The organism is Isoptericola sp. NPDC060257 (assembly GCF_042726645.1).
Taxonomy (GTDB): domain Bacteria; phylum Actinomycetota; class Actinomycetes; order Actinomycetales; family Cellulomonadaceae; genus Isoptericola; species Isoptericola nanjingensis.
On the sequence record NZ_JBHXAW010000037.1, the window covers coordinates 1 to 22,441 of the forward strand.

23 protein-coding genes are annotated in these 22,441 nt (G+C 75.3%); 4 read left to right on the forward strand and 19 right to left on the reverse strand.

Annotated features, from left to right (window positions below; translation table 11 throughout):
- Positions 1 to 329: 329 nt before the first annotated feature.
- From pcaC to ACFWEK_RS05160, 14 genes are read right to left on the reverse strand one after another with little or no spacing between them, the layout of a single operon-like run.
- On the reverse strand, positions 330 to 800 hold the full coding sequence (gene pcaC / locus ACFWEK_RS05095; protein WP_430553315.1) for a 4-carboxymuconolactone decarboxylase: 471 nt from the start codon (positions 798 to 800) through the stop codon (positions 330 to 332).
- Entirely contained in the window at positions 797 to 1,615 is an 819-nt protein-coding gene (locus ACFWEK_RS05100; protein ID WP_430553316.1) for an alpha/beta fold hydrolase, read from the reverse strand. Before ACFWEK_RS05100 ends, pcaC begins: the two co-directional genes overlap by 4 nt.
- Positions 1,612 to 2,967, reverse strand: coding sequence for a lyase family protein (locus ACFWEK_RS05105; RefSeq protein WP_430547836.1), 1,356 nt, complete (start codon positions 2,965 to 2,967; stop codon positions 1,612 to 1,614). Before ACFWEK_RS05105 ends, ACFWEK_RS05100 begins: the two co-directional genes overlap by 4 nt.
- Positions 2,960 to 3,739 (reverse strand): protocatechuate 3,4-dioxygenase subunit alpha, encoded by a 780-nt coding sequence (pcaG, locus tag ACFWEK_RS05110; protein WP_430553317.1) that lies wholly within the window; start codon positions 3,737 to 3,739, stop codon positions 2,960 to 2,962. Before pcaG ends, ACFWEK_RS05105 begins: the two co-directional genes overlap by 8 nt.
- Positions 3,736 to 4,521: a protocatechuate 3,4-dioxygenase subunit beta gene (gene pcaH / locus ACFWEK_RS05115; protein ID WP_430547838.1), complete on the reverse strand. Its 786-nt coding sequence runs from the start codon at positions 4,519 to 4,521 to the stop codon at positions 3,736 to 3,738. The genes pcaG and pcaH overlap by 4 nt, the downstream gene beginning before the upstream one ends.
- Positions 4,518 to 5,744: a 4-hydroxybenzoate 3-monooxygenase gene (locus ACFWEK_RS05120; RefSeq protein WP_430553318.1), complete on the reverse strand. Its 1,227-nt coding sequence runs from the start codon at positions 5,742 to 5,744 to the stop codon at positions 4,518 to 4,520. The genes pcaH and ACFWEK_RS05120 overlap by 4 nt, the downstream gene beginning before the upstream one ends.
- On the reverse strand, positions 5,741 to 6,415 hold the full coding sequence (locus ACFWEK_RS05125; RefSeq protein WP_430547840.1) for a 3-oxoacid CoA-transferase subunit B: 675 nt from the start codon (positions 6,413 to 6,415) through the stop codon (positions 5,741 to 5,743). Before ACFWEK_RS05125 ends, ACFWEK_RS05120 begins: the two co-directional genes overlap by 4 nt.
- Entirely contained in the window at positions 6,412 to 7,101 is a 690-nt protein-coding gene (locus tag ACFWEK_RS05130) for a 3-oxoacid CoA-transferase subunit A (RefSeq protein WP_430547841.1), read from the reverse strand. The genes ACFWEK_RS05125 and ACFWEK_RS05130 overlap by 4 nt, the downstream gene beginning before the upstream one ends.
- Complete coding sequence (locus tag ACFWEK_RS05135; protein ID WP_430547842.1) at positions 7,098 to 8,366, reverse strand: thiolase family protein; 1,269 nt, start codon at positions 8,364 to 8,366, stop codon at positions 7,098 to 7,100. The genes ACFWEK_RS05130 and ACFWEK_RS05135 overlap by 4 nt, the downstream gene beginning before the upstream one ends.
- The gene (locus tag ACFWEK_RS05140; RefSeq protein ID WP_430547843.1) at positions 8,363 to 9,175 is read right to left on the reverse strand and encodes an IclR family transcriptional regulator C-terminal domain-containing protein; all 813 of its coding nucleotides are present in this window, start codon (positions 9,173 to 9,175) and stop codon (positions 8,363 to 8,365) included. The genes ACFWEK_RS05135 and ACFWEK_RS05140 overlap by 4 nt, the downstream gene beginning before the upstream one ends.
- A gap of 4 nt (positions 9,176 to 9,179) precedes the next feature.
- Positions 9,180 to 9,986 (reverse strand): ABC transporter ATP-binding protein, encoded by an 807-nt coding sequence (locus tag ACFWEK_RS05145; protein WP_430547874.1) that lies wholly within the window; start codon positions 9,984 to 9,986, stop codon positions 9,180 to 9,182.
- A 26-nt stretch (positions 9,987 to 10,012) separates the two neighbouring features.
- Positions 10,013 to 10,807, reverse strand: coding sequence for an ABC transporter permease (locus tag ACFWEK_RS05150; RefSeq protein ID WP_430553319.1), 795 nt, complete (start codon positions 10,805 to 10,807; stop codon positions 10,013 to 10,015).
- Positions 10,804 to 11,595, reverse strand: coding sequence for an ABC transporter permease (locus tag ACFWEK_RS05155; protein WP_430553320.1), 792 nt, complete (start codon positions 11,593 to 11,595; stop codon positions 10,804 to 10,806). Before ACFWEK_RS05155 ends, ACFWEK_RS05150 begins: the two co-directional genes overlap by 4 nt.
- The gene (locus tag ACFWEK_RS05160; RefSeq protein ID WP_430553321.1) at positions 11,592 to 12,638 is read right to left on the reverse strand and encodes an ABC transporter substrate-binding protein; all 1,047 of its coding nucleotides are present in this window, start codon (positions 12,636 to 12,638) and stop codon (positions 11,592 to 11,594) included. Before ACFWEK_RS05160 ends, ACFWEK_RS05155 begins: the two co-directional genes overlap by 4 nt.
- A gap of 206 nt (positions 12,639 to 12,844) precedes the next feature.
- Between ACFWEK_RS05160 and ACFWEK_RS05165 the strand changes: the two genes are divergently transcribed.
- Positions 12,845 to 14,050 carry a hypothetical protein gene (locus ACFWEK_RS05165; RefSeq protein WP_430553322.1) on the forward strand — a complete coding sequence of 402 codons (1,206 nt, stop codon included), beginning with the start codon at positions 12,845 to 12,847 and terminating at the stop codon, positions 14,048 to 14,050.
- On the opposite strand, the gene ACFWEK_RS05170 is transcribed toward ACFWEK_RS05165, so the two are convergent.
- Positions 14,004 to 14,666: an MOSC domain-containing protein gene (locus ACFWEK_RS05170; RefSeq protein ID WP_430553323.1), complete on the reverse strand. Its 663-nt coding sequence runs from the start codon at positions 14,664 to 14,666 to the stop codon at positions 14,004 to 14,006. The genes ACFWEK_RS05165 and ACFWEK_RS05170 overlap by 47 nt on opposite strands.
- A 34-nt stretch (positions 14,667 to 14,700) precedes the next feature.
- Here ACFWEK_RS05170 and ACFWEK_RS05175 point away from each other — a divergent pair, with 34 nt between their 5' ends.
- Entirely contained in the window at positions 14,701 to 16,032 is a 1,332-nt protein-coding gene (locus ACFWEK_RS05175; protein ID WP_430553324.1) for an NAD(P)/FAD-dependent oxidoreductase, read from the forward strand.
- On the opposite strand, the gene ACFWEK_RS05180 is transcribed toward ACFWEK_RS05175, so the two are convergent.
- The 4 genes from ACFWEK_RS05180 to ACFWEK_RS05195 form a co-directional block, all read right to left on the reverse strand.
- The gene (locus ACFWEK_RS05180) at positions 16,004 to 17,395 is read right to left on the reverse strand and encodes an amino acid permease (RefSeq protein WP_430553325.1); all 1,392 of its coding nucleotides are present in this window, start codon (positions 17,393 to 17,395) and stop codon (positions 16,004 to 16,006) included. The two genes, ACFWEK_RS05175 and ACFWEK_RS05180, sit on opposite strands and share 29 nt — an antisense overlap.
- Before the next feature lie 86 nt (positions 17,396 to 17,481).
- A complete protein-coding gene (locus ACFWEK_RS05185; protein WP_430547851.1) occupies positions 17,482 to 19,137 on the reverse strand; it encodes an ABC transporter permease in 1,656 nt (551 codons plus the stop codon).
- On the reverse strand, positions 19,134 to 20,141 hold the full coding sequence (locus ACFWEK_RS05190) for an ATP-binding cassette domain-containing protein (protein WP_430547852.1): 1,008 nt from the start codon (positions 20,139 to 20,141) through the stop codon (positions 19,134 to 19,136). The genes ACFWEK_RS05185 and ACFWEK_RS05190 overlap by 4 nt, the downstream gene beginning before the upstream one ends.
- Positions 20,138 to 20,878 carry a TetR family transcriptional regulator gene (locus ACFWEK_RS05195; RefSeq protein WP_430553326.1) on the reverse strand — a complete coding sequence of 247 codons (741 nt, stop codon included), beginning with the start codon at positions 20,876 to 20,878 and terminating at the stop codon, positions 20,138 to 20,140. Before ACFWEK_RS05195 ends, ACFWEK_RS05190 begins: the two co-directional genes overlap by 4 nt.
- A 74-nt stretch (positions 20,879 to 20,952) precedes the next feature.
- Between ACFWEK_RS05195 and ACFWEK_RS05200 the strand changes: the two genes are divergently transcribed.
- Both ACFWEK_RS05200 and ACFWEK_RS05205 read left to right on the forward strand, forming a co-directional pair.
- The gene (locus tag ACFWEK_RS05200) at positions 20,953 to 22,218 is read left to right on the forward strand and encodes an APC family permease (protein ID WP_430547854.1); all 1,266 of its coding nucleotides are present in this window, start codon (positions 20,953 to 20,955) and stop codon (positions 22,216 to 22,218) included.
- 4 nt (positions 22,219 to 22,222) lie between these two features.
- Positions 22,223 to 22,441, forward strand: a 219-nt coding sequence (locus tag ACFWEK_RS05205; RefSeq protein WP_430553327.1) for a pyrimidine dimer DNA glycosylase/endonuclease V, incomplete at its 3' end; no start/stop codon positions are given.

The following is a 22,441-nucleotide window of genomic DNA, read 5'->3' on the forward strand; positions in this document are numbered from 1 at the left end:
CCGCCGTGACGTGCGGTGCGCGCGACGAGGGCGGTTCCGGCGCGACCGGGGCACTGGCCGCGCCGGAACCGAACGCCCGAGGACGACGGTGCACGGCCGCGGGCGGCGCGGCTGTCGCTCCGTCATCTTCGAACATGTGTTCGAGAGTAGCGGCCCAGGACCGCTCTCACAAGGGCAGACACGGGTCGGCTCGTGGAGCGGCCCGCCGGTTCCGTGATCGTGCGGTCGATCCGGTCGACGACGTGGGTCGGCGCGGTCTCCAGGCCGAGCGCGCCGACCTGCTCCTGGGTGAGGTGCGTGCGGGCGGCGTCCCGCACCTTCACCCGCATTCAGAGCAGGCCGTCCTCCTGCAGCACCCGCTGGGCGACGGCGAACGCGCGGTTCGCGCTCGGCACCGAGCAGTAGATCGCCGACTGGAGCAGGACCTCGCGGATCTCGTCCACGGTGAGGCCGTTGCGCACCGCCGCGCGCACGTGCAAGGCGAGCTCCTCCCAGTGCCCGCCGGCCACCAGAGCGGTGAGCGTGATCATCGAGCGGCTCCGGCGGTCGAGGCCGGGTCGTGTCCAGATCTCTCCCCACGCGTACCGGGCGACGAGGTCCTGGAAGTCCGCGGTGAACGAGGTCGTACCGGCGTCCGCCCGGTCGACGTGCTCGTCGCCGAGCACCGCCCGCCGCACCGCCGTCCCGTCGGCACGCCTCGGCTCGTCGCCGCGCCCGCCACCCGTCCCGCCGTCCGCCCTGCGTCCGAAACCTGCGTCGTGCCCGCCGTCGTACCCGCCGTCGTGCCCTGTCGTCGTCATCGCGCCTCCCCCTCGCTCACGAGCTCGCGGACCAGGGTCGCGACGCGACCGGGCCACTCGGCGGGCGCGAGGTGCGCGGCGCCGTGGATCACGACCAGCCGCCCGCGGCGCACGCCGCCCGCGACCTGCGCGACGTCGTCGGGCGTCGTCGCCGGGTCGTCCGCGCCGGCGACGGCCACCACGGGGGCGTCGATCTCGCCGAGCCGGTCGCGGACGTCGAACCGGGACAGCGCGCCGCAGACGGCGGCGTAGCCGAACCGGTCCGCGTGCTGCAGGGACGCCAGGAGGCGGGTGCCGACGTCCGGCGCCCGTTCCAGGAACCCGGGCGCGAACCAGCGGCCGGCGGACGTGGAGACCTGCGTCGGCGTGCCCGCGGCCGCGACCAGCGCGCCGCGCTCGAGCCACGGGCCCGGGTCGCCGAAGCGGGCCGCCGTGCAGCACAGGACGGCGCCGCGCACGCGGCCCGGGGCGTCGAGGAGCAGCTGCTGCCCGACCGCGCCGCCCACGGACACGCCCGCGTACCAGCACGGCGCGCCCGGGTCCCCGCGCTCGGCCTGGGCGGCGTCGACCAGCGCCCGCACCGCAGAGGACAGGTCGGCCACCGTCAGGTCGTCGAGCGACCCGGGTGCCACCGCCGGCGACGTGCCGTGGCCGGGCAGGTCCCAGCCGACGACGTCGAGGTCGTCGTCCAGCAGCGGGACGACGTCGTGCCACAGCGCCGTCACGGACGTGCCGAGCGACGGGCCGAGCACCAGCAGCGGGCGGGACGCGTCGCGCAGCGCGAACGCCGTCGCGCCCAGCTCGGGGGCGCTCATCGTTCCCCCGCCGCGCCCGACCCGGCGGGCGCGTGCCGTGCGAGCACCCGGTCCACGAGGGCCGCGGCCGCCCCCGTGTCCGCGGCCTCGTCGCCGGCGGCGCGCGCCCCGGCCGCCTCCTCGTCCCCGGGCTCCTCGTCACCGGCGTCGTCCGGCGCCGCCGGCCCGACCCCGAGCTGCTCGCGCAGGTTCCGCGCGACGGCCTCCTCGTCGACCTCGAGCCCCTCCAGCAGCTCCGCCGCGGAGTGCGCGGCCGCCACGGCGTGCCGGGCGAGCTGCTGGAGCGCGGGCCACTCGGCGTGCCACGCGCCGTCGGGCCGCTCGTCGACGGCCTGGCCCGCGGACGCCAGCACCTGCGCGGCCAGCGGCGGCGCGGCCAGCGCCGACCGGCGCACCAGCACCGACAGCACCGGGTTGTGCTTGTGCGGCATCGCCGACGACGCCCCGCGGCCCGGGGCGGCCGGCTCGCGCAGCTCGCCCACCTCGGCGCGGGCACCCACCAGGACGTCGGCGGCGACCGTGCCCAGCGCCGCGCACACCTCCGCGAGCCCCGCCGCCGCGCGGACCACCGGGAACCGCGTCACGTGCCACGGCCCCGCCGTCGTCGGCAGTCCGAGCTCCGCGGCCCAGGCGTCGACGAGACGCAGCGCGCTGACGCTCGCCGGCGCGGTCTCGTCAGGCTCGACCGGCGAGGCTGCGAGGGTGCCGGCCGCGCCGCCGTAGGCGAGCGGGAGCGCGCGGGTCGCGTCGTCGAGCCGGGCACGCGCCTCGGCGACGCCCTGCAGCCACCCGGCGCAGCGGGCACCGAGGGTCGTGGGCACGGCGGGCTGGGTCAGCGTGCGGCCGAGGGCGGGCAGGTCACGGTAGCGGCGCGCGAGCCCGGCAGCGGCGGCGACGGCGCGCCCGAGGCCCGCGTCGGTGGCACGGGCGGCGTCACGCAGCACGAGGACGAGCGCGGTGTCGAGCACGTCCTGCGAGGTCAGCCCCGCGTGCACCGCCCCGACGACGTCGGCCACGGGCACCCCGGCCTCGACGGCGGGGCCGCAGCCGGACTCCACGGCCGCGCGCAGCCGGGCGAGCAGGGGGATCACGGGGTTGCCGCCGCCCGCGGCGTCGCGGGCGACCTCGGTCGCCAGGGCGAGCGCCGCGCCGTCGTCCGCCGCGAGCGCCACGACGGCCCGGTCCACGACGGGCACGACGGCGCCCGGCACGACGCCGCCCCGCGCCTGCGCGCGCACCCACGCGGCCTCCGCGGCGAGCATCGCGCGCAGCACGGCGACGTCGTCGGTGACGGCGGCGGGCGAGCCGGGGGCGAGGTCCGCGCCAGGGGTGAGCAGGCCGACGTCAGGCACCTGGCCGCCCCTCGGGCGACGGCACCCCGGACAGGACCCGGCCGCTCGGGTCGGGCAGGTCGAGCGGGTCGGACGGCGGCCCGGCGGCGAGGCCGCGGACGACGCCGTGCGCGGCGTCGGGCGTCGCCTCGGGCGGGGCGTGGCCGGCGGTGCCCTGGCCGAGGTCGAGGAACACCGTCTCCCCCTCGCCCTGCAGGCGGACGTCGAACCGCAACGACCCGTCGGGCTCCCGCGCCGCGAGGAGCGTCGCGCGCCGCTCGGGCTCGAGGCTCGCGAGGAGCGGGTCGGCCGCGAGCGCCGCCTCCCCGCCCGTCGAGCCGTCGTCGGGCAGGTAGATCCGCGTGAACAACCGGTCGGTGAGTCCGCGCGCGAACACCGCGACGGCGATCATCGCGGGGCGGCGACGCCCGTCCGACGACGCTGTCGGGCCGGGCTCGAGCGTGCGGAACCAGTACCCGCCCTCGCGGTCGGTCACGGCGCGGCCCCAGCCGGTGAAGGTGCCGTCGCGCAGGATCGAGCCGCTGCGCCGCACGACGGCGCCCGACGGGTCGGCGTGCCAGATCTCCAGCAGCGCGTCGGGCACGGGCCGACCGGCGCCGTCGAGCACGCGGCCGTGCAGGCGCACCGCGCCGGGCGTCCCGGGGTCGACGAGCTCGTGGCCGCGGTCGTACGGCAGGGCGAAGCCGAAGAACGGGCCCACCGTCTGGCCGGGCGTCGGGCGCAGGCGCGGCGCGCGCCCGCGGCCCGGGCTGCCCGTCACGGCGTCACTCATCGTCGTCCTCCGGCCTCGTCGTCGTCCTCCGGCTCGGTCCAGGTGCGCTCGGCCCCCGACAGCACGATGTCCCACCGGTAGCCGGTGGACCACTCGTGCGAGGTGAGGGCGTGGTCGTAGACGGCGACGAGCCGGTCGCGCGCCCGCGGGTCGCGGACGGACTGGTAGATGGGGTCGAGGGCGAACAGCGGGTCGCCGGGGAAGTACATCTGCGTCACGGTGCGCTGCGTGAAGTCGGTGCCGAAGAGGGAGAAGTGGATGTGCGCGGGCCGCCACGCGTTCTGGTGGTTCTTCCACGGGTACGGCCCGGGCTTGATGGTGGTGAAGCGGTACCAGCCGTCGTCGTCGGTCAGCGTGCGCCCCACGCCCGTGAAGTTCGGGTCGATGGGCGCGGGGTGCTGGTCGTGCTTGTGGATGTAGCGGCCGCCCGCGTTGGCCTGCCAGATCTCCACGAGCTGCCCGCGCACGGGCCGGCCGGCGCCGTCGAGCACCCGGCCCGCGACGACGATCCGTTCCCCGGCAGGCTCCCCGCCGTGCTGCACGGTGAGGTCGGCCTCGAGCGCGCCGATGTCGCGCTCGCCGAACACCGGCGCCAGCAGCTCGATCGTCTCCGGGTCCGCGTGCCGCAGGTCCTTCGTCGGGTGCCGGAGCAGCGAGCTGCGGTACGGCGCGAAGTCGCGGACGGGCCCCGTCTCCTCGGGGCCGCTCGTGTCGCGCCGGTCCCGGTACGCCCGGTGGCTCGCCCGGATCTCGGTGGACAGCTCGGTCTGGCTCTCGCTCACATCGCTCCTTCCGTGATGATGCCGCCCCAGCCGGTGTAGCCCTCCGCGAGGTAGCGCCGGCCGGCCTCGGACGCGACGAGCGTGCGCAGCTCCGCGAGCCGGCGACGACGCTCGAAGCCGGACTCGCCGGGGTGGGTGTGCAGCATCCGGCTCATCCACGCGGAGAAGTGCTGAGCCCGCCACACCCGCTCGGAGACGCGGCGGCCGTACTCGTCGAGCGCTTCGTCGCTCCCGCCGCGGGCGAGCCAGCGGCTGAGCACGTCGTGCAGCACGACGACGTCGGCGAGCGCGAGGTTGAGGCCCTTGGCGCCGGTGGGGGGCACGGTGTGCGCGGCGTCGCCGGCGAGCAGCATCCGGCCGTGCCGCACGGGCTCGACGACGGACGACCGGAACCGCAGCACGGACCGCTCCTGCACCGGTCCCTCCAGCAGGCGGAACCCGTCCGCCCCCGCGACGCGGCGCTGCAGCTCGTGCCAGACGCGGTCGTCGGACCACCCCGCGGGGTCCTCGTCGGGGTCGCACTGGAAGTAGAGGCGCTGGTGCGTGTCGGTGCGCTGGCTGATGAGGGCGAAGCCGTGCTCCGACGTCGTGTAGACGAGCTCGGGGGCGCTGCGCGGCGCCTCCACGATGACGCCGAACCAGGCGTACGGGTACTCGTGCACGAAGTGCCGCCGCACGTCCTCGGGCAGCGAGTGACGGCAGGCGGAGTGCGAGCCGTCCGCGCCCACGAGGACGTCGCAGCGCAGCTCGCGCTCCGTCCCGTCAGGTCCGCCCTCGGTGTCGGTCCACCGCACGCCGGGGTTGTCGGTGTGGATGTCCAGCACCTCGGTGACGGACGCCTGCCAGCGGACGTCCGTGCCGGTCTCGGCCGCCCGGTCGGCGAGGTCGGTGAACACCTCCGTCTGCGGGTACAGCCAGACGGCACTGCCGGTGAGGCCGTGCAGGTCGATGCGGTGGGACTCGCCGTCGAACCGCAGCGCGATGCCGTCGTGCCGGTCGCCCTCGCGCAGCACCCGGTCCATCCCGGCGTCGACCAGGGTGGACACGGAGCTCGCCTCGAGGATGCCGGCGCGGGTGGTGCGGTAGATCTCGTCGCGGGAGCGGGACTCCAGCACCACGTGGTCGATGCCCGACGTGTGCAGCAGGTGCGACAGCAGCAGCCCCGCCGGCCCGCCGCCGACGATCGCGACGCGCGTCCGCTCTGTCGTGGCCGGAGCGGTCATCGCGCCCCTCCCAGGGAGAGCCCGAGCAGGTCCTCCAGCTCCGCGTGCCCGACCCCGAACCGCTCGACGACCGTGGCACCCCCTCGCCCGTCCCGACCCGCGCCGACGTCGAGCACCGCCCGGTCGCTGTAGACGCGCGACACGCAGCCGACGCCGGTGAGCGGCAGCGTGCACTGCTCGACGAGCTTGGGCGCCCCGTCCTTGGTCAGCAGGGTCATCATCACCACGGTCCGCCGGGCGCCGACGGCGAGGTCCATCGCGCCGCCGACGGCGGGGACGGCGTCGGGCGCGCCCGTCGACCAGTTGGCCAGGTCGCCCCGCACGGACACCTGGAACGCGCCCAGCACGCACACGTCGATGTGGCCGCCGCGCATCATCGCGAACGAGTCGGCCTGGTGGAAGTAGGACGCCCCCGGCAGCTCGGTGACCGGCACCTTGCCCGCGTTGATGAGCTCCGGGTCCGCGTCGCCCGGCGCGGGCGCCGGGCCCATCCCCAGCATCCCGTTCTCCGTGTGCAGCGTGACGCCGGAACCGGGCGGCAGGTGGTCGCCGACGAGCGTCGGCAGGCCGATCCCCAGGTTCACGTACGCGCCGGCCGGGATGTCGGCGGCGACGCGCGCGGCGATCTGCTCGCGTGTCAGGGGTCCGATGGTCCGGGCCGAGGCCGTCATGCCCCCACCCCCGCGATCGCCGTCGTGCTGTCGAGGGCGACGACGGCCTCGACGTAGATGCCCGGCGTCACGACCGCCTCCGGGTCGAGCGCGCCCGCGGGCACGACGTCGCGCACCTGCGCCACGGTGCGCGCCGCGGCCGTGGCCATCACCGGCCCGAAGTTGCGCGCGGTGCGCCGGTAGACGAGGTTGCCGGCCGTGTCCGCGCGGTGCGCCTTGACCAGCGCGACGTCCGCCCGGAGGGGGGTCTCCAGCACCATCGGCACGCCGTCGAGCACGCGCGTCTCCTTGCCCTCGGCGAGGGGCGTGCCGTAGCCCGTGGGCGTGAAGAACGCGCCGATCCCGGCGCCGGCGGCGCGGATCCGCTCGGCCAGGTTGCCCTGCGGCACCAGCTCCAGCTCGATGCGGCCCGCACGGTACGCGGCGTCGAAGTGCCACGAGTCCACCTGCCGCGGGAACGAGCAGACGATGCGGCGCACCCGCCCGTCGCGGACCAGCCGCGCCAGGGCGTCGTCGCCGTTGCCCGCGTTGTTCGACACGACGACGAGGTCGCCCGCGTCCGACGCGAGCAGCGCCTCGATGAGCTCCACCGGCTGCCCGGCCGGGCCGAAGCCGCCGATCATCACGGTCGCGCCGTCCGGCACCTCCCCCAGCGCCTCGCGCGCCGTCTCCGCCACCCGCGTCATGCCGCACCGCCCCCTGTGCCGCCCGCCCCGCCGACGTTCTCCAGCACGACGGCGGTGCCCTGCCCGACGCCGATGCACAGCGCCGCCACGCCCCACCGCGCGCCCGAGGCCCGCAACCGCCGCGCCAGCGTGCCCAGCACCCGCGTGCCCGACGCGCCCAGCGGGTGGCCCAGCGCGACCGCCCCGCCCCAGCCGTTGAGGATCGCCACGTCACGGGTCGGGGAGTCGAGGAACGCGGCGTCGTCGTCCACGCCCCACGCCTGCGCGCAGACCAGCGACTGCGCGGCGAACGCCTCGTTGAGCTCGACGGCGCCGACGTCGCCCCATCCGATGCCGGAGCGCTCCAGCGCCCGGTTCACGGCCTCCACGGGCGCGGCGCCGAAGTACTGCGGCTCCCCCGCGACGGTCGCCCGGCCCGCGATGCGCGCGAGCGGCTCCAGGCCGGTGAGCGCCGCGGCGCGCTCCGACCCGATCAGCGCCGCCGACGCTCCGTCCGACAGCGGGGACGCGTTGCCCGCGGTGACCGTGCCCCCTGCCGCTCCGTCGGACGGGTCGCGGAACGCCGGCGCCAGGGCGGCCAGCTTCTCGAGGGTGGTGTCGGGGCGGATCGCCTCGTCGTGGAGCAGGTCCGTGCCGGGGTACGGCGTCACCAGGTCGTCGTAGCACCCGTCCTCCCAGGCCCGCGCGGCCAGCAGGTGGCTGCGCAGCGCGAAGGCGTCCTGCCGCTCGCGGGACACGCCGTGCTTCTCGCGCAGCCGTTCGGTGGCCTCGCCGAGGGAGACGGTCCAGTCGGGCTCCATGCGCGGGTTCACCAGCCGCCAGCCGAGCGTCGTGGAGACGAGCGCGGCGTCGCCCGCGGGGTACGGCCGGGACGGCTTGGGCAGCACCCACGGCGCCCGCGACATGGACTCGACGCCGCCCGCGACGACGACGTCCGCGTCCCCCGTCTCGACCGCACGGGCCGCCTGCACCGCGGCCTCCAGCGACGACCCGCACAGCCGGTTCACGGTCGCCCCGGGCACGGTCAGCGGCAGGCCCGCGAGCAGCACGGCCATGCGCGCGACGTCCCGGTTCTCCTCGCCCGCGCCGTTCGCGTTGCCGAGGATCACGTCGTCGATCACGGCCGGGTCGAGCGCGGGCGCGCGCCGGACCTGCTCGCCGACGACGAACGCGGCCAGGTCGTCCGGCCGCACGCCCGCGAGCGCCCCGCCGTACCGGCCGAACGGCGTCCGCACCGCGTCGTAGACGTACGCGTCGCGGGTCATCGGATCCTCATCAGGTCGTCCTCGATCCGCTTCGCGGCGGCCAGCAGCGGCGGCACGATGTCGTCGCGGATCTCGGCGACGTCGCCGCGCCGCACGGGCGCCGAGACGTTGACGGCCGCGACGACGTCGCCGCGCGCGTCGTGCAGGGGGGCCGCGACCGAGCGCAGGCCCTCCTCGAGCTCCTGGTCCACGAGGGCCCAGCCCTGCTCGCGCGCCCGGTCCAGCTCGGCGCGCAGCGCGGCGGGCGTCGTCACGGTGCGCGACGTGAGCGCGGGCAGCTCGGCCGCGGCGAGGAAGGCGTCGCGCTCGCCGTCCGGCACGTGCGCGAGGATCGCGCGCCCCATCGACGTGGCGAACGCCGGGAAGCGGGTGCCGACACGGATGGCCGCCGACATGATCCGGTGCGTCGCGACGCGCGCCACGTAGACGATGTCCGCCCCGTCGAGCACGGCCACCGACGACGACTCTCCCACCTCCTGCGACAGCCGCTCCAGGTGCGGCGCGGCGACCTCCGGCAGCGTGAGGCTGGACAGGTACGCGTAGCCCAGGTCGAGGACGGCGGGCCGGAGCGCGAACTCCCGGCCGTCGGTGCGCACGTACCCGAGGTCCACGAGGGTGTGCAGGAACCGGCGCGCCGACGCCCGGCTCAGCCCCGTGACGCGGGCGACGTCGCTCAGCGTGAGCGACGGCCGCTCCGCGCCGAACGCGCGGATCACCGCCAGCCCCCGGTCGAGCGACTGGACGAACTCGCCCGACCGCGCCGTCGTCTCCTCGGTGACCTCTGCCCGGGGGTCCTCCGTGCTCTCCATGGGCTCAGCCTGCATGGGTCAGCCTCGCGTCGGCGAGCGAGCGCACTCCCAGCTTGGCCTGCTGCACGAGCTCGTAGACGTGGGTGCGCAGGCGGGCGAACTCGGGGGCGCCGCGGGTGTCGAGCTGGTCCCGCTCGGCGCCGAGGTCGACACGCACGTCCTCCAGCAGCACGGTCGGCCGGGCGGACAGCACCAGCACGCGCTCGCCCAGGTAGATCGCCTCGTCGATGTCGTGGGTGACGAAGACGACCGTGACGCCGAGGCGCTGCCACAGGGCGCGGACCAGGTCCTCGAGCTCGAAGCGGGTCTGCGCGTCGACGGCCGCGAACGGCTCGTCCATGAGCAGCACCTGCGGCTCGTACGCGGCCGCCCGGGCGATGGCGACGCGCTGCTGCATGCCGCCCGACAGCTGCCACGGGTACGAGCGGGCGACGTCCGCCAGGCCCACCGCCTCGAGCGCCTCGCCGACGAGCCGCGCCCGCTCCGCGCGGGGCAGGCCCTTCTCCTTGAGCGGCAGCTCGACGTTCTGCACCACCGTCATCCACGGGAACAGCGAGCGCCCGTACTCCTGCAGCACCACCGCCATGCCCTGCGGCGGCCCCATCACGGGCGACCCGGCGAGGACGACGTCGCCCGACGTCGCGGGCAGCAGGCCGGCGAGGCAGCGCAGCAGCGTCGTCTTGCCCGCGCCGGACGGGCCGACGACGCACACGAGCTCGCCCTCGGCGACGTCGAACGACAGGTCCTCGATCGCCTCGACCGGGTCGCCGCGACCCGTGTAGACCTTGCGCAGTCCGCGGACCTCGAGCATCGCGTTCAACTGGTCACCTCCACGATCTAGGCACCTCCACGTTGGGCCTGCAGGTACCCGTGGTACCAGGCGAGGACCGCGCCGGTCGCGATCCGGAAGACGAAGGACAGGAGCACCCCGAGCAGGCCGAGCATGATGACGCCGCTCCACATCTCGGGGATGGCGAAGCTGCGCTGGAACTGCACCACCGAGAAGCCGAGGCCGTCCTTGGCCGCGAACATCTCGCTGATCACCATGAGGATGATCGCGATCGACAGCGCCTGCCGGGCGCCGGTGACGATCTGCGGGCTCGCGCCCGGAAGCATGAGCCGCCGCACCCGCCCCCACCGGCCGAGGCGGAACGCCCGGGCCGTGTCCTTGAGCACGGGGTCGAGGCCGCGCACCCCCTCGACCGTGTTGAGGAGGATGGGCCACAGGGCGCCGGTCGCGATGACGAACACCCGCATCGACGTGCCGACGCCGAGGAACAGCATGAGCACCGGCACCATGACCGGCGGCGGGATGGCGCGGAAGAACTCCAGCACCGGCTCGGCGAACTCCCGCAGGGGGCGCACCGCGCCGATGAGCACGCCGAGGGTGACGCCGATGACGAGGGCCGCCGCGTAGCCGACGAGCAGCCGGCCCAGGCTCGGCAGGATGTCCTGCACGAAGCGCGTGTCCGCGAACGTGTCGCCCGAGAACCACGTGGGGCCGAACGTCGCGAGGATCTCCGACAGCGGCGGGTTGAACGGCGACACGCTGTCCGCCGTCGCGACCCACCACGCCGCGAGCAGCAGCAGCGGCAGCCCGACGGCGTAGAGCACGGACCGGACGGCGCTCATGCCGTGACCTCCCCTCGGACGGCGGGGTGCCAGAACAGCGCGCGGTGCTCCAGCGCGCGGGCCAGCAGGTTGACCGCGACGCCGAGCAGCCCGGTCACGACGACCAGCGCGTACATGGACGGCACGGCGCCCGACTCCCGCGCGACGGCGAGCAGCTTGCCGATCCCCGGGGTGCCGATGAGCATCTCCCCCGTCACGGTGAGGATGAGCGCCACCGCGGCGCCGAGCCGCAGGCCGGTCATGACGTAGGGCAACGCCGTCGGCCAGACCAGCGTGCGCACCCGGGCGAGCACGGAGAACCGGTACGAGCGGGCCGTGTCGCTCGCGACCGGGTCCACGTCCTGCACGCCCGCGAGCACCTGCACCAGCACCTGCCAGAAGGACGCGTACACGACCAGCAGCAGCGTGGCCTGCATCCCCGTGCCCCACAGCAGCACCGCGATCGGGATGAGCGCCACCGACGGCACCGGCCGCAGGAACTCGATCGTCGACGCCGTGGCCGCCCGCAGGAACGGCACCGTCCCGATCACGACGCCGAGCACCACGCCCGCGACGACGCTGATCGCCAGACCCGTGATCCACGTGACCAGCGTGTCGCCGAGCGCCGTCCAGAACTCCGGCGTCTGCACGCGCTCCACCAGCGCGGCGAGGATCTCGGTCGTCGGGGGCAGGAAGTCCGGGTTCACCAGACCCGTCGACGGCACCACCTGCAGCACCACGAGCAGGGTCACGACGCCCGCGGTGCCCAGCCAGGCCGCCCGGTGTGCCAGGGGACGACCCTTGCTCATGGCATCAGGGCGGAGACGTCGACGGGCTCCTCGAAGATGCCGTACTGCTCGCCGAGGTCGGCGAGGAGCTGCAGCTGCGCCTGGTCGAGGTCCGGCGTGAAGCGCGGCATGACCATCGCGTCCTTCACGGCCGGGTCGATCTCGGTGTACGAGTCGAGCACGGCCCGCGTCTCGTCGGGGTGCTCCTCGGCGTACGAGAGGGACTCCTTCAGCGCGGCGGTGAACGCGTCCACGGTCTCGGGGTCCTTCGCGATCTGCTGCTCGGACGTGAAGTACGCCGCGATGAGGAGGTTCGGGTCCACCTCCGCGTAGTTCCAGCTCACCGGCTCGGCGCCGGACTGCAACGCCCGGGTGAGGTGCGGCTCGAGGATCCAGGCGGCGTCGACCTGACCGCTCTCCACCGCGGCCGGCATGTCGGGGAAGCCCATCTCGACGAACTCGACCTTCGACGCGTCGCCGCCCGCGGCGTCGACCACCGCGCTCACCGTCGTGTCACCGATGTTGTTGAGCGTGTTGACGGCGACGGTCTTGCCGGCCAGGTCGGCGGCGTCCTCGATCCCGGAGTCCGGCATCGCGACGACGGCCGCGAAGTCCTTGCCGACCTCGCCCGTCGTGAGGTTTCCGGGGGCCACGACCTTGAGCGGCAGGCCCTGCTGCGACGCGAGCAGCAGCGACGTGACGTTGCTGAACCCGAACTCGTACTCGCCGCTCACGACGGCCGGCACGATGGCGGCGCCGCCCTGCGCGAGCTCGAGGGTGACGTCGAGGCCCTCGTCCTCGAAGAACCCCTGCTCCACGCCGAGGTAGACGGGCGCGACGTCCACGATCGGGATGACCCCCACCGTGACCGGCGTCAGCCCGCCGTCCCCGGACGCCGCCGGTTCGGGGTCGCCCGACGAGCCGCTGCACGCGGCCAGGGCGAGGGCTGCCGCCGCGGCGACGGCGGCGGGGACGGTGCGGCGCGCGGCGAGCTTCCCGGCAACCTTGTTCTTCCCGAGCACGGTGTTCTCCCTTGAACGGTCCGGACCGGAGCGGGCCGTCATCGGTCCGTTCTCCGAACGAGTGTGCTGAGAGTGAACATAGCGGCGCCCGCCCCGGCGGGTCAACGGTCGCCACGACGACGGCGTGACGGCGGGCAGGCGCAGGTTCCCGTGCGCGGGGGACACGGTTCCCCCGCACGGGGGAAGCCCCCGCGCCCCGGCGGCGCGAGCGTGGGAGCACACCCGCCCAACCGACCGGAGGCAGCACGATGACCAGCACATCCGTCCCCCGCGACGTCCCCCGGCGCGGCGCCAGGACCGGCGCCGTCCCACCCCCCGTCGACGCGCCGCCGGACCGGCGGCTCGCGGGCGCCGCGCTCGCGGCGTCGGCCGCCACCGCGGCCGTGCTCGGCTGGTTCCTCGCCCGGCCGGAGATCGACCCCCTGCTGCCCGACGGGCGGATGCTGGGCGCGGAGCTCGTCCCCGCGGCGTCGCTCGAGCTGTTCCTGCTCGCGGCCGCCCTGCTCGGCGTCGTGACCGCGGCCGCCGCGCTCGCCCGCCCCACCGCCCGCGCCGCGGGGCGGCTCGTGGCGCCCGTCGGCGTCCTCGAGGTCGTCGCGTTCGGCCTGCTCGCCCAGGGGTCGGGCACGCTCCCCGCCGCGGGTTACCTCGTGTCGTTCGCGGTCCCCGTGCTCGCCGTGTGGGCGGGCGTTCAGGTGTTCCGCACCCGCCCCGCACGGCGGCTGCCGCTCGCCGCCGTCGCGGCGCTCGCCGTCGTCGGCGTCGTCGTCGGCCGCGACGCGTTCGTCGACTGGTGGGGCGCCATCACGTCGGGGCTCGCGCGCGAGCCGTGGGCGCTGCCGTCCGTGCTGCTGCCCCTCGCGACCGCCGCGGCCTGGGCCGGGCTCGTCGCCGTCCGCGCCTGGAGGCGCGGGTCGCTGCGGACCGCCACCGCCTGGGTCACCCGGCACCGGCGGCTGTTCACGATCGTCGCCGCGCTCGGCCCGCTGCCCTACGCGCTCGCCCGCGCCACCTGGCTCACCCCGTGGCCGGCCTTCGCCGGCCCCGCGGAGGAGCTGACCCTCCCGGTCCGCATCCAGGGCCTGTCGCTCTCGAGCGGCGCCTGGCTCGGCATCGTCCTCACGCTCGGGCTGATCCTGCCGTGGGGCGAGCGTCTGCCGCGCTGGTTCGGCCGTCGCGCCGGCCGCCCGGTGCCGCCGGCCGCCGCCATCGTGCCCGGAGGTGTCGTCGCCGTCATGCTCTGCGGCGCCGCCGTCCCCATGGTCGTCATGATGGGCTGGGCCGGGGCCCTCTACTTCCCCGCCTGGTTCTGGGGGCCCGCGCTCGCCCTCGCCGTCTGGGGGTACGCGGGTCACCGGTACGGGGTCGAGGACGGGCTCGACGGCGGCGCCGAGGACGCCCGCGGGGTCAGCGACCCAGGGACTTCTCGGCCCGCTCCCGCAGCTCGTCGCTGAGCCGCACCTCGCCGCCGTCGTGGGCCACCAGCAGGGCCTTCGCGACGTCGGCGAGGTCGGACGCCACGTCGAGCCGGTTGTACGCCCCGAACCAGTCAGCCAGCGTCACACCGTGCGCCGGCCGGCGCACCACCTCGACCTCGTCCCCCGCGCCCAGGTCGCCGTTCTCGACGACGCGCAGGTACGCGCCCGTCCGGTTCGCCTCGGTGAACCGGCGCACCCAGCGCGGCGGCGAGTCCAGACGGCGGGCGAACGTCTGGCACGGCACGCGAGGCTGCGTCACCTCCAGGAGGGTCGTGCCGATCCGCCACTGCTCCCCGACGACCGCGCGGCTCACCTCCAGGCCGCGGGTGCGCAGGTTCTCCCCGAACAGCCCCGGCGTGACCTCGTAGCCCAGCTCGGCGCCCCACACCTCGGCGTCCTCCTGGGCGTAGGCGTACACCGCCTGGTCGAGTCCGCCGTGGTCCTTGCGGTCCGCCTGGACGTCCGCGTACAGCCCGTACGGGCGGGCCTTGACCCGCCCCTCCACGGGGCGCTTGTCGATGGCGGTGACGCCCACCGTCCCGGCGTCGGGCAGGAGGGCGAACACGCGGCAGACGGCGAGGAGCTCGGGCACGGCAGCATTCTGTCAGGTCACCTACCGTGGTCCCGTGAACCAGCGCACCGAGAACCTCCCCCATGTCGTGGTCGTCGGCGGAGGGTTCGGCGGCCTCGCCGTCGTGAAGGCGCTCGCGAAGGCGCCGGTGCGGGTCACGCTCGTCGAGCGGCGCGTGTACAACACGTTCCAGCCGCTGCTCTACCAGGTCGCCACCGGCGGGCTGAACCCCGGCGACGTCACCTACTGGCTGCGCGGGCTGCGGCTGAAGCAGAAGAACCTCCGGGTGCTGCACGAGCACCTGGTCGGCATCGACCACGACGCGCGCACCATCCGCCTCGCCAACGACGAGACGATCGCCTTCGACCACCTCGTGCTCGCCAACGGCGTCACCGTGAACTTCTTTGACACCCCGGGCGCCAAGGAGAACGCGTTCGGCATGTACTCGCGGTCGCAGGCGCTGCGGATCCGCGACCAGCTCTTCATCCGGCTGGAGAACTCCGCGTTCACGCCCGAGACCGACGACGGCCTGCGCGTCGTCGTGGTGGGCGGCGGCGCCACCGGGGTCGAGGTCGCCGGGGCGCTCGCGGAGCTGCGCACCGCCGGGCTCGCGCCCGCCTACCCCGAGATCCACGGCGACGCGTTCGAGATCACCGTCGTGCAGCGCGGCACCGAGCTGCTCAAGGCGTTCCACCCGAGCCTGCGCGAGTACGCCGCGCAGGAGCTCGGGCACCGCGGCGTGAGGCTGCACCTGGGGGCCGGCGTCGCGGAGGTGCTGCCCGACGCGGTCGTGCTCACCGACGGCACCCGCATCCGCGCCGACCTCACGGTGTGGTCCGCGGGCGTCGGCCCGCACCCCGAGGTGGACGACTGGGACCTGCCGCGCCGGAAGGGCGGCCGCATCGCCGTCGGCCCCGACCTCCAGGTCGAGGGACGGCCCGGTGTCTTCGCGATCGGCGACATCGCCGAGACGCCCGACTGGCTGCCGCAGCTCGCCCAGCCCGCCATCCAGGGCGGCCAGCAGGTGGCGCGCAACATCCTCGCGCTGCTCGAGGGCCGCGCCACCGAGCCGCTGAGCTACCACGACAAGGGCACGATGGCGGTCATCGGCCGCCGCGCCGCGATCGCCGAGATCACGCTGCCCGTGACGTCGAAGATGCTGCGGCTCACGGGCGGGCTCGCCTGGCTCGTGTGGCTCTTCGTGCACATCATGTCGCTGGTCGGGCCCCGCAACCGCGTCACGACGCTCGCCGGCCTGGTCACCCGGTACGGCTTCCCGTTCCACCGCCGGCCCATCCCGATCGTCGGCGACGTGCCCACGATCCGGCCGTCGAAGCCGGACGACGACCCGGACGCCGCTAGCGGGCGGCGCGCACCCGGCGCGTGACGGCGTAGACCGCGAGGATCACGACGACCAGCCCGCCGGTGGCGGCGAGCTGGGCGCGCGCCGCCGGGTCGGAGAGCATGAGCCCGGCCAGCGCGACGAGACCCGCCAGCGTGACCCACGTGAGGTACGGGTAGCCCCACATGCGCAGCCGCATCGGCTCGCCGGCGCGCGCGGCGTCGGCCTCGAGGCGCGGCCGCAGGCGCAGCTGGGAGATCGTGATGAGCAGCCACACGACGAACAGCGCGGAGCCGACCGCGTTGAGCAGGATCGTGAGGATCTGCGCGGGCAGCAGCCAGTTGAGGCCCACTGCGACGACGCCGAAGAACACGGACACGAGCACCGCCACCCACGGCACCTCGCGGCGCGAGACCCGGGTGGTGGCGGGCGGCGCGTCGTCGCGCTGGCCGAGGGAGAAGAGCATCCGCGACGTGCCGTAGACGTTCGCGTTGAACGCGCTGAGCAGCGCCAGCACCACGACGACCTCCATGAGCCGCGCGCCGCCGTCGAACCCGGCGAGCTGCAGCACGGACACGAACGGCGACTCCAGCGCCGCGGCGTCGTCCCAGGGGATCAGCGCGACGATGATCGCGACCGAGCCCACGTAGAACAGCAGGATCCGCCACACGATGGTGCGGGTGGCGCGGGCGACGGCGGTGCGCGGGTCACGGGCCTCGGCGGCCGCGATCGCGACGATCTCGATGCCGCCGAACGCGAAGACGACGGTGAGCAGGCCCGCCGCGATGCCCGCCCAGCCCGCCGGGGCGAAGCCGCCGTGCGCGGCCCAGTCGCCCAGCACGCTGCCGGTCACCGGGATGACGCCGACGACGATGAGGACGCCCACCACGAGGAACGCGAGGATCGCGGCCACCTTGATCGCCGCGAACCAGAACTCCGACTCGCCGAACTGCCGCACGCCCACGAGGTTGATGCCGCCCAGCACCGCCACGACGACGGCCGCCACGACCCACTGCGGCACGTCCGGCCACCAGCCGCTGACGATGCCCGCGACGCCCGTCACCTCGACGCCCAGCACCATGATCAGCGTGAACCAGTACAGCCAGCCCAGCAGGAACCCGGCCCAGCGGCCCAGCGCCGCCTCCGCGTAGACGGAGAACGAGCCGGACGCGGGCAGGGCCGACGCCATCTCGGCGAGCATCCGCATCACGAGGACGACGAGCGCGCCCGCGATGGCGTAGCTGACCAGGACGGCGGGGCCCGCGGTCGCGACGCCGACGCCGGCGCCGAGGAACAGGCCCGCCCCGATCGCGGAGCCGAGGCCCATCATCGTCAGGTGGCGGGTGCGCAGGCCGTGCGCGAGTCGTGCCTCGTGCGCCGTCGTGCCGGGATCCGTGGGGGTGCTCACGGCCGACCACGCTAACCCGCCCCGCCGAGTTGTCAGGACCAGGACCACGATTATCCGCGCGTGGCCCTGACAGCTCGCGGGGAGCGCTACTTCGTCGCGACGTCCCGCCGGCGGAAGCCGACGAACGCCAGCACGACCAGCACCAGCGCGACGGCGCACAGCCCGCCGACGTGGCCCCAGTCGACGTCGCCGGAGAGCGAGTCCGGCACCCACCAGAACGGCGAGATCTTCTGCGCCCACTCCGGGATGTGGAACAGGCCCGCGAACAGCGCGACGACGATCGCCCACTCGAGCAGCACCCACGAGAGCGAGGCCGCCCGCGGAGCCCACGCGTACACCGCCGCGGTGACGCCGACGAACACGGCGAGCGCCGGCAGGTACAGCAGGCCCGCCCCGAGGATGGCGCCGAAGGACGGGTCCGACAGCCCGGTGAGCACCGCGCCGGCCGCGCCCGCGGCGACGCCCACGACCAGGACGACCACGGTGGCGGCGGAGCTGAGGCCCAGCGTGGCGCCGAACCACCGGCCCCGGGCGACCGGCGTCGCGAGCACGTACTCGGCCCGACCGGCGTCCTCCTCCGCCTTGGCGCGCAGCATCGCGACGATGCCGTACACGGCCGCGCCGAGGGCGGCGTAGAGCACGATGATGCGCAGGAACCCGGCGACCGGGTCGCCCGCGCCGAGGACGGACGCGTAGACGGGGTTGTCCTGAAGGGTCTTGGTCAGCTCGGGCACGTCGGACGCGACGGTCCCCATCGCGAGCCACATGATCCCCAGGCCGAGCGCCGTCCACAGCAGGGCCATGCGCTGCTGCACCCAGGCGAGCGCGCCGGGCGAGCGCAGGCTGGGCAGGGCGTCGGGGCGCCCGGGACGGTCGGGCACGAGCCCCGCCCCGAAGTCGCGGCGAGACGCGAGGGACGACGCCGCGAGCAGGAGGAGGACGATCACGACTACGCCGATCGCCGCCGGCCACCAGCGCAGGTCGACGAAGGCGCGCATCTGCTGCGCCCACCCGATCGGCGACAGCCAGGACGCCCAGCTGCCGCCCGGCTCCTGCATGTTGCCGATGGTGCCCACCGTGAAGGTCGCGCCCAGCACCGCCATCGACAGACCGGTGGCCCCGCGCGAGTGCTCGGTGACCTGGGCGGCGACCAGCGCGACGGCGCCGTAGGTCAGCGCGGCGACGGCGATGCCGCCCGTCATGCCGATCGCGTCGGTGAGGTCGAGGTCGTCGGCGGCGAGCACGGCGGCGGACAGCACCGCGATGACGGCGTTGACGACCAGCACGACGAACAGCGCCGCGACCACGGCCGCGTGCCTCCCGACCGCGGCGGCGCGCACCAGCTCGGACCGGCTGGACTCCTCCTCGGCGCGGGTGTGCCGCACCACCTGGAGGATGCTCATCACGGCCAGCGCGATCACCACCCACAGGGTGAGCTCGTTCGCGAGCGCCGGGCCCACCGTGTAGTCGTCCGTGCCGTACCCGGGCCCGGTCATCGCGACCATCGCCGGCGACGACACCAGCGCGGCCCGGACGGCCTGCCCCTCGGAGTCGTCCAGCATGGTGGTGTACTCCGGCAGCGACCCGAGGTACAGCAGCGGGATCCCGAGGCTCCAGACCAGCAGCCGCACGCGGTCGCGGCGCAGGATGAAGCGCACCAGGCTCCAGGTGCCGGTGAGCGTGGTGCCGCCGCGCACGGGTTCGGCCCGGTGCAGCGGAGGGGCGGCGGTGACGGCGCTCATCGCGCGCCCGCCTTGGTGCGGGCGCCGCTCGTGCCGGGGGCGCCGACCTGCACGCCGTCGGCGGCGAGCTCGTCGCCGTAGTGCCGCATGAACAGCTCCTCCAGCGACGGCGGCTGCGCGGTGAACGAGCGCACGCCGAGGGCGGACACGGCGGGCAGCACGCGGCCCATCTCGGAGTTGTCGACGTCGAACGTCACGCGGACGCCCTCGCCGTTCGTCGTCGTGGCGAGGTCGTGCACGCCCGCCATCGCGCCGATCGGCGACGGGTCGCCGTCGACGACGGCGGTGACGGCCGAGCGCGTGAGGTGGCGCAGGTCGTCGAGGGTGCCGGACTCCACCGCCCGGCCGTTCCGGATGATCGTCACGGTGTCGCAGACCTTCTCGACCTCGCTGAGGATGTGGCTCGACAGCAGCACGGAGGTGCCGGCGGCCTTGGCCTCGCGCACCTGCTCGGTGAACACGGCCTCCATGAGGGGGTCGAGGCCCGACGTCGGCTCGTCGAGCACGAGCAGGTCGACCTGGGACACGAACGCCGCGACGAGCGCGACCTTCTGCCGGTTGCCCTTGGAGTACGTGCGGGCCTTCTTGGTGGGGTCGAGCTCGAACCGCTCGAGCAGCTCGGCCTTGCGCTTCTTGTCGGGCCTGCCGCGCAGGCGGGCGAGGTAGTCGATGGCCTCGCCGCCGGTGAGGTTCGGCCAGAGGGACACGTCGCCGGGCACGTAGGCCAGACGGCGGTGCAGCGCGACGGCGTCGCGCCAGGGGTCGCCGCCGAGCAGGCGGGCGCTGCCGGAGTCGGAGCGCAGCAGGCCGAGCAGCACGCGGATGGTGGTGGACTTCCCGGCGCCGTTCGGGCCGAGGAAGCCGGCCACCTGCCCGGCCTCGACGGTCAGGTCGAGCCCGTCGAGGGCCAGGACGGAGCCGAAGGTCTTGCGCAGGTCGTGGATCTCGACCGCGGGCGTGGCCGCGGTCCGGGCAGCCGGGGTGGCTGAATCCGTGGTGGTCATGGTTCCTCTTCGTGGTCGTGGGGGGTTCCGTCGGTGGGGGCCTGCGCCCCGCCCGGCGGGTCCGGCACGTACAGGAGGTAGTCCTCGAGCATGCGGCGGGTGGTGAGGAACCCGTCGGTGAACAGCTCGAGCATCGGGAGGTAGAGCTCGTCCATGAAGCGCCGCATGGCGGCCGTGACGTCCTCGGCGTCCTGCGGCGGGTCGAGCGTGACGGAGAGCAGCATCGCGCCGAGCGCCGAGTAGACGAGGTAGCGCACGCGCGCCGCCTCGTCCCGGCTGGGCCGGACGACGCCGTCGCGCACCGCCTCGGCGGTGTACACCTCGGCGTCCGCGATCATGTGCTCGGTGAACTCGCGGCCGACCGCGCCGCCCGCCTGCAACGACCGCAGGACGTAGCCCACGAGCGGCGCGTACTGGTCCGCCGCCGACAGCACCTGCAGCAGGTTGCCGCCCGCGGCGCGCCCGATGGAGTCGCGCTTGACGTCGCGGATCCAGGCGAGCACGTACTCGTCGCAGGCGAGGTGCAGCTTCTCCTTGGAACCGAAGTGGTGGATGACGAGCGCCGGGCTCACCCCGGCGTCGGCCGCGATCGACCGGACGGACGCCCCGAACCCGGAGCGGGCGAACCGGCGCATCGCGACGTCGAGGATCCGGCCGCGGGTGCTGCCGTCGGACGCCGGCACGAGGGGCCCGCGGGCCTGGTCCGGCTCCTCGGGAGCAGCATCGACTGAACGCATGTTCAACAGACTAAACACGTGTTCAATCGGGGCGCAAGATCCCTCGCCGGTGGCCCGCACGGCAAGATCGACCCGTGACCGAGCTCGCGCGCCGCCTCACCACCACCGACGCCGTCGTGATCGGCCTGTCGTCGATGATCGGGGCCGGCGTCTTCGCCGCCTTCTCCCCCGCGGCCGCGGCCGTGCTGCCCGCCGGCACGGGCGCCGCACTGCTCGTCGCCCTCGGCGTCGCGGCCGTCGTCGCGTACGGCAACGCCACGTCGTCCGCGCAGCTCGCCGCGCAGTACCCGGCATCGGGCGGCACGTACGTGTACGGGCGCGAGCGGCTCGGCCCGTGGTGGGGCTTCCTCGCCGGGTGGGGGTTCGTGATCGGCAAGACGGCGAGCTGCGCGGCGATGGCGCTGACGTTCGCCGCGTACGCCGCCCCGCCCGGGTGGGAGCGTCCGGTGGCGGCGCTCGCCGTCGTCGCGCTGGCGGCCGTCAACTATCGCGGCGTCACGCGCACCGCGCGGCTGGCCCGGTGGATCGTGGTCGTGGTGCTGCTCTCGCTGGCGGTGACCGTCGCCGTGGCCCTCGCCGGCGGCCCGGCGGACGCCCCCGGCCCGACGGCGACCCTGGTCGCGACGACCCCGGCCGGCGCCGGCACGGTGCTCTACGGCGTCCTCCAGGCCGCGGGCCTGCTGTTCTTCGCGTTCGCCGGGTACGCGCGCGTCGCGACGCTCGGCGAGGAGGTGCGCGACCCGGCCCGCACCATCCCCCGCGCGATCGTCGGGGCCCTGGCCGGCGCCGTCGTGGTCTACGCGGTCGTCGCGGTCACGCTGCTCGCGGCGCTCGGGCTGGCGGGGACGGCGGCCGCGCCCGCGCCCCTCGCCGCGGCGGTCGCCGGGACGCCGTGGGCGGGGGTCGTCGCGCGCGTCGGCGCGGCCGCCGCGTCGCTCGGGGCGCTGCTGGCCCTGGTCGCCGGCGTCGGCCGGACGGCGTTGGCCATGGCGCGCGAGGACGACCTGCCGCGCCCCCTCGCCGCCGTCCACCCCACGTTCCGCGTGCCGCACCGGGCCGAGGTGGCCGTCGCCGTCGTCGTGGTCGCGCTGGTGCTCACGGTGGACCTGCGCGGCGCGATCGGCTTCTCCTCGTTCGGCGTGCTGGCGTACTACGCGGTGGCCAACCTCGCCGCCTGGACGCAGACCGGCGCGCACCGCCGCTACCCGCGGGCCCTGCAGGCCGTGGGCCTGGCCGGGTGCGTGGTGCTGGGCGCGACGCTGCCGCCGGCCGCGGTGCTCACGGGCGCCGGGGTGCTCGCCGTCGGGCTGCTCGTGCGGTGGGTGCGCGTGTCACGATGACCCGGTGCGCCTCTGGTCCCTCGCCCCCGACTACCTCGACCGGCAGGGTCTGGCCGCCTGCTGGCGCGAGGCCCTGCTCGCCCAGGCGGTGCTCGCCGGACGCACGAAGGGTTACCGCGACCATCCGCAGCTCGCGCGGTTCCGCGCCACCCCCGACCCGCTCGCCGCCGTCGGGGACTACCTCGAGGGGGTCGCGGCCGAGGCCTCCGCCCGCACGTACTCC

Bases quoted from the DNA above. Each gene is read 5' to 3' on its own strand.
- ACFWEK_RS05150 (WP_430553319.1), bottom strand. From the start codon at position 10,807: ATGAGCGCCGTCCGGTCCGTGCTCTACGCCGTCGGGCTGCCGCTGCTG.
- ACFWEK_RS05155 (WP_430553320.1), bottom strand. From the start codon at position 11,595: ATGAGCAAGGGTCGTCCCCTGGCACACCGGGCGGCCTGGCTGGGCACC.
- pcaG (WP_430553317.1), bottom strand. From the start codon at position 3,739: ATGAGTGACGCCGTGACGGGCAGCCCGGGCCGCGGGCGCGCGCCGCGC.
- ACFWEK_RS05125 (WP_430547840.1), bottom strand. From the start codon at position 6,415: ATGACGGCCTCGGCCCGGACCATCGGACCCCTGACACGCGAGCAGATC.
- ACFWEK_RS05195 (WP_430553326.1), bottom strand. From the start codon at position 20,878: ATGCGTTCAGTCGATGCTGCTCCCGAGGAGCCGGACCAGGCCCGCGGG.
- pcaC (WP_430553315.1), bottom strand. From the start codon at position 800: ATGACGACGACAGGGCACGACGGCGGGTACGACGGCGGGCACGACGCA.
- ACFWEK_RS05120 (WP_430553318.1), bottom strand. From the start codon at position 5,744: ATGACCGCTCCGGCCACGACAGAGCGGACGCGCGTCGCGATCGTCGGC.
- ACFWEK_RS05190 (WP_430547852.1), bottom strand. From the start codon at position 20,141: ATGACCACCACGGATTCAGCCACCCCGGCTGCCCGGACCGCGGCCACG.
- ACFWEK_RS05185 (WP_430547851.1), bottom strand. From the start codon at position 19,137: ATGAGCGCCGTCACCGCCGCCCCTCCGCTGCACCGGGCCGAACCCGTG.
- ACFWEK_RS05130 (WP_430547841.1), bottom strand. From the start codon at position 7,101: ATGACGCGGGTGGCGGAGACGGCGCGCGAGGCGCTGGGGGAGGTGCCG.
- ACFWEK_RS05145 (WP_430547874.1), bottom strand. From the start codon at position 9,986: ATGCTCGAGGTCCGCGGACTGCGCAAGGTCTACACGGGTCGCGGCGAC.
- ACFWEK_RS05100 (WP_430553316.1), bottom strand. From the start codon at position 1,615: ATGAGCGCCCCCGAGCTGGGCGCGACGGCGTTCGCGCTGCGCGACGCG.
- ACFWEK_RS05135 (WP_430547842.1), bottom strand. From the start codon at position 8,366: ATGACCCGCGACGCGTACGTCTACGACGCGGTGCGGACGCCGTTCGGC.
- ACFWEK_RS05165 (WP_430553322.1), top strand. From the start codon at position 12,845: ATGACCAGCACATCCGTCCCCCGCGACGTCCCCCGGCGCGGCGCCAGG.
- ACFWEK_RS05160 (WP_430553321.1), bottom strand. From the start codon at position 12,638: ATGACGGCCCGCTCCGGTCCGGACCGTTCAAGGGAGAACACCGTGCTC.
- ACFWEK_RS05140 (WP_430547843.1), bottom strand. From the start codon at position 9,175: ATGGAGAGCACGGAGGACCCCCGGGCAGAGGTCACCGAGGAGACGACG.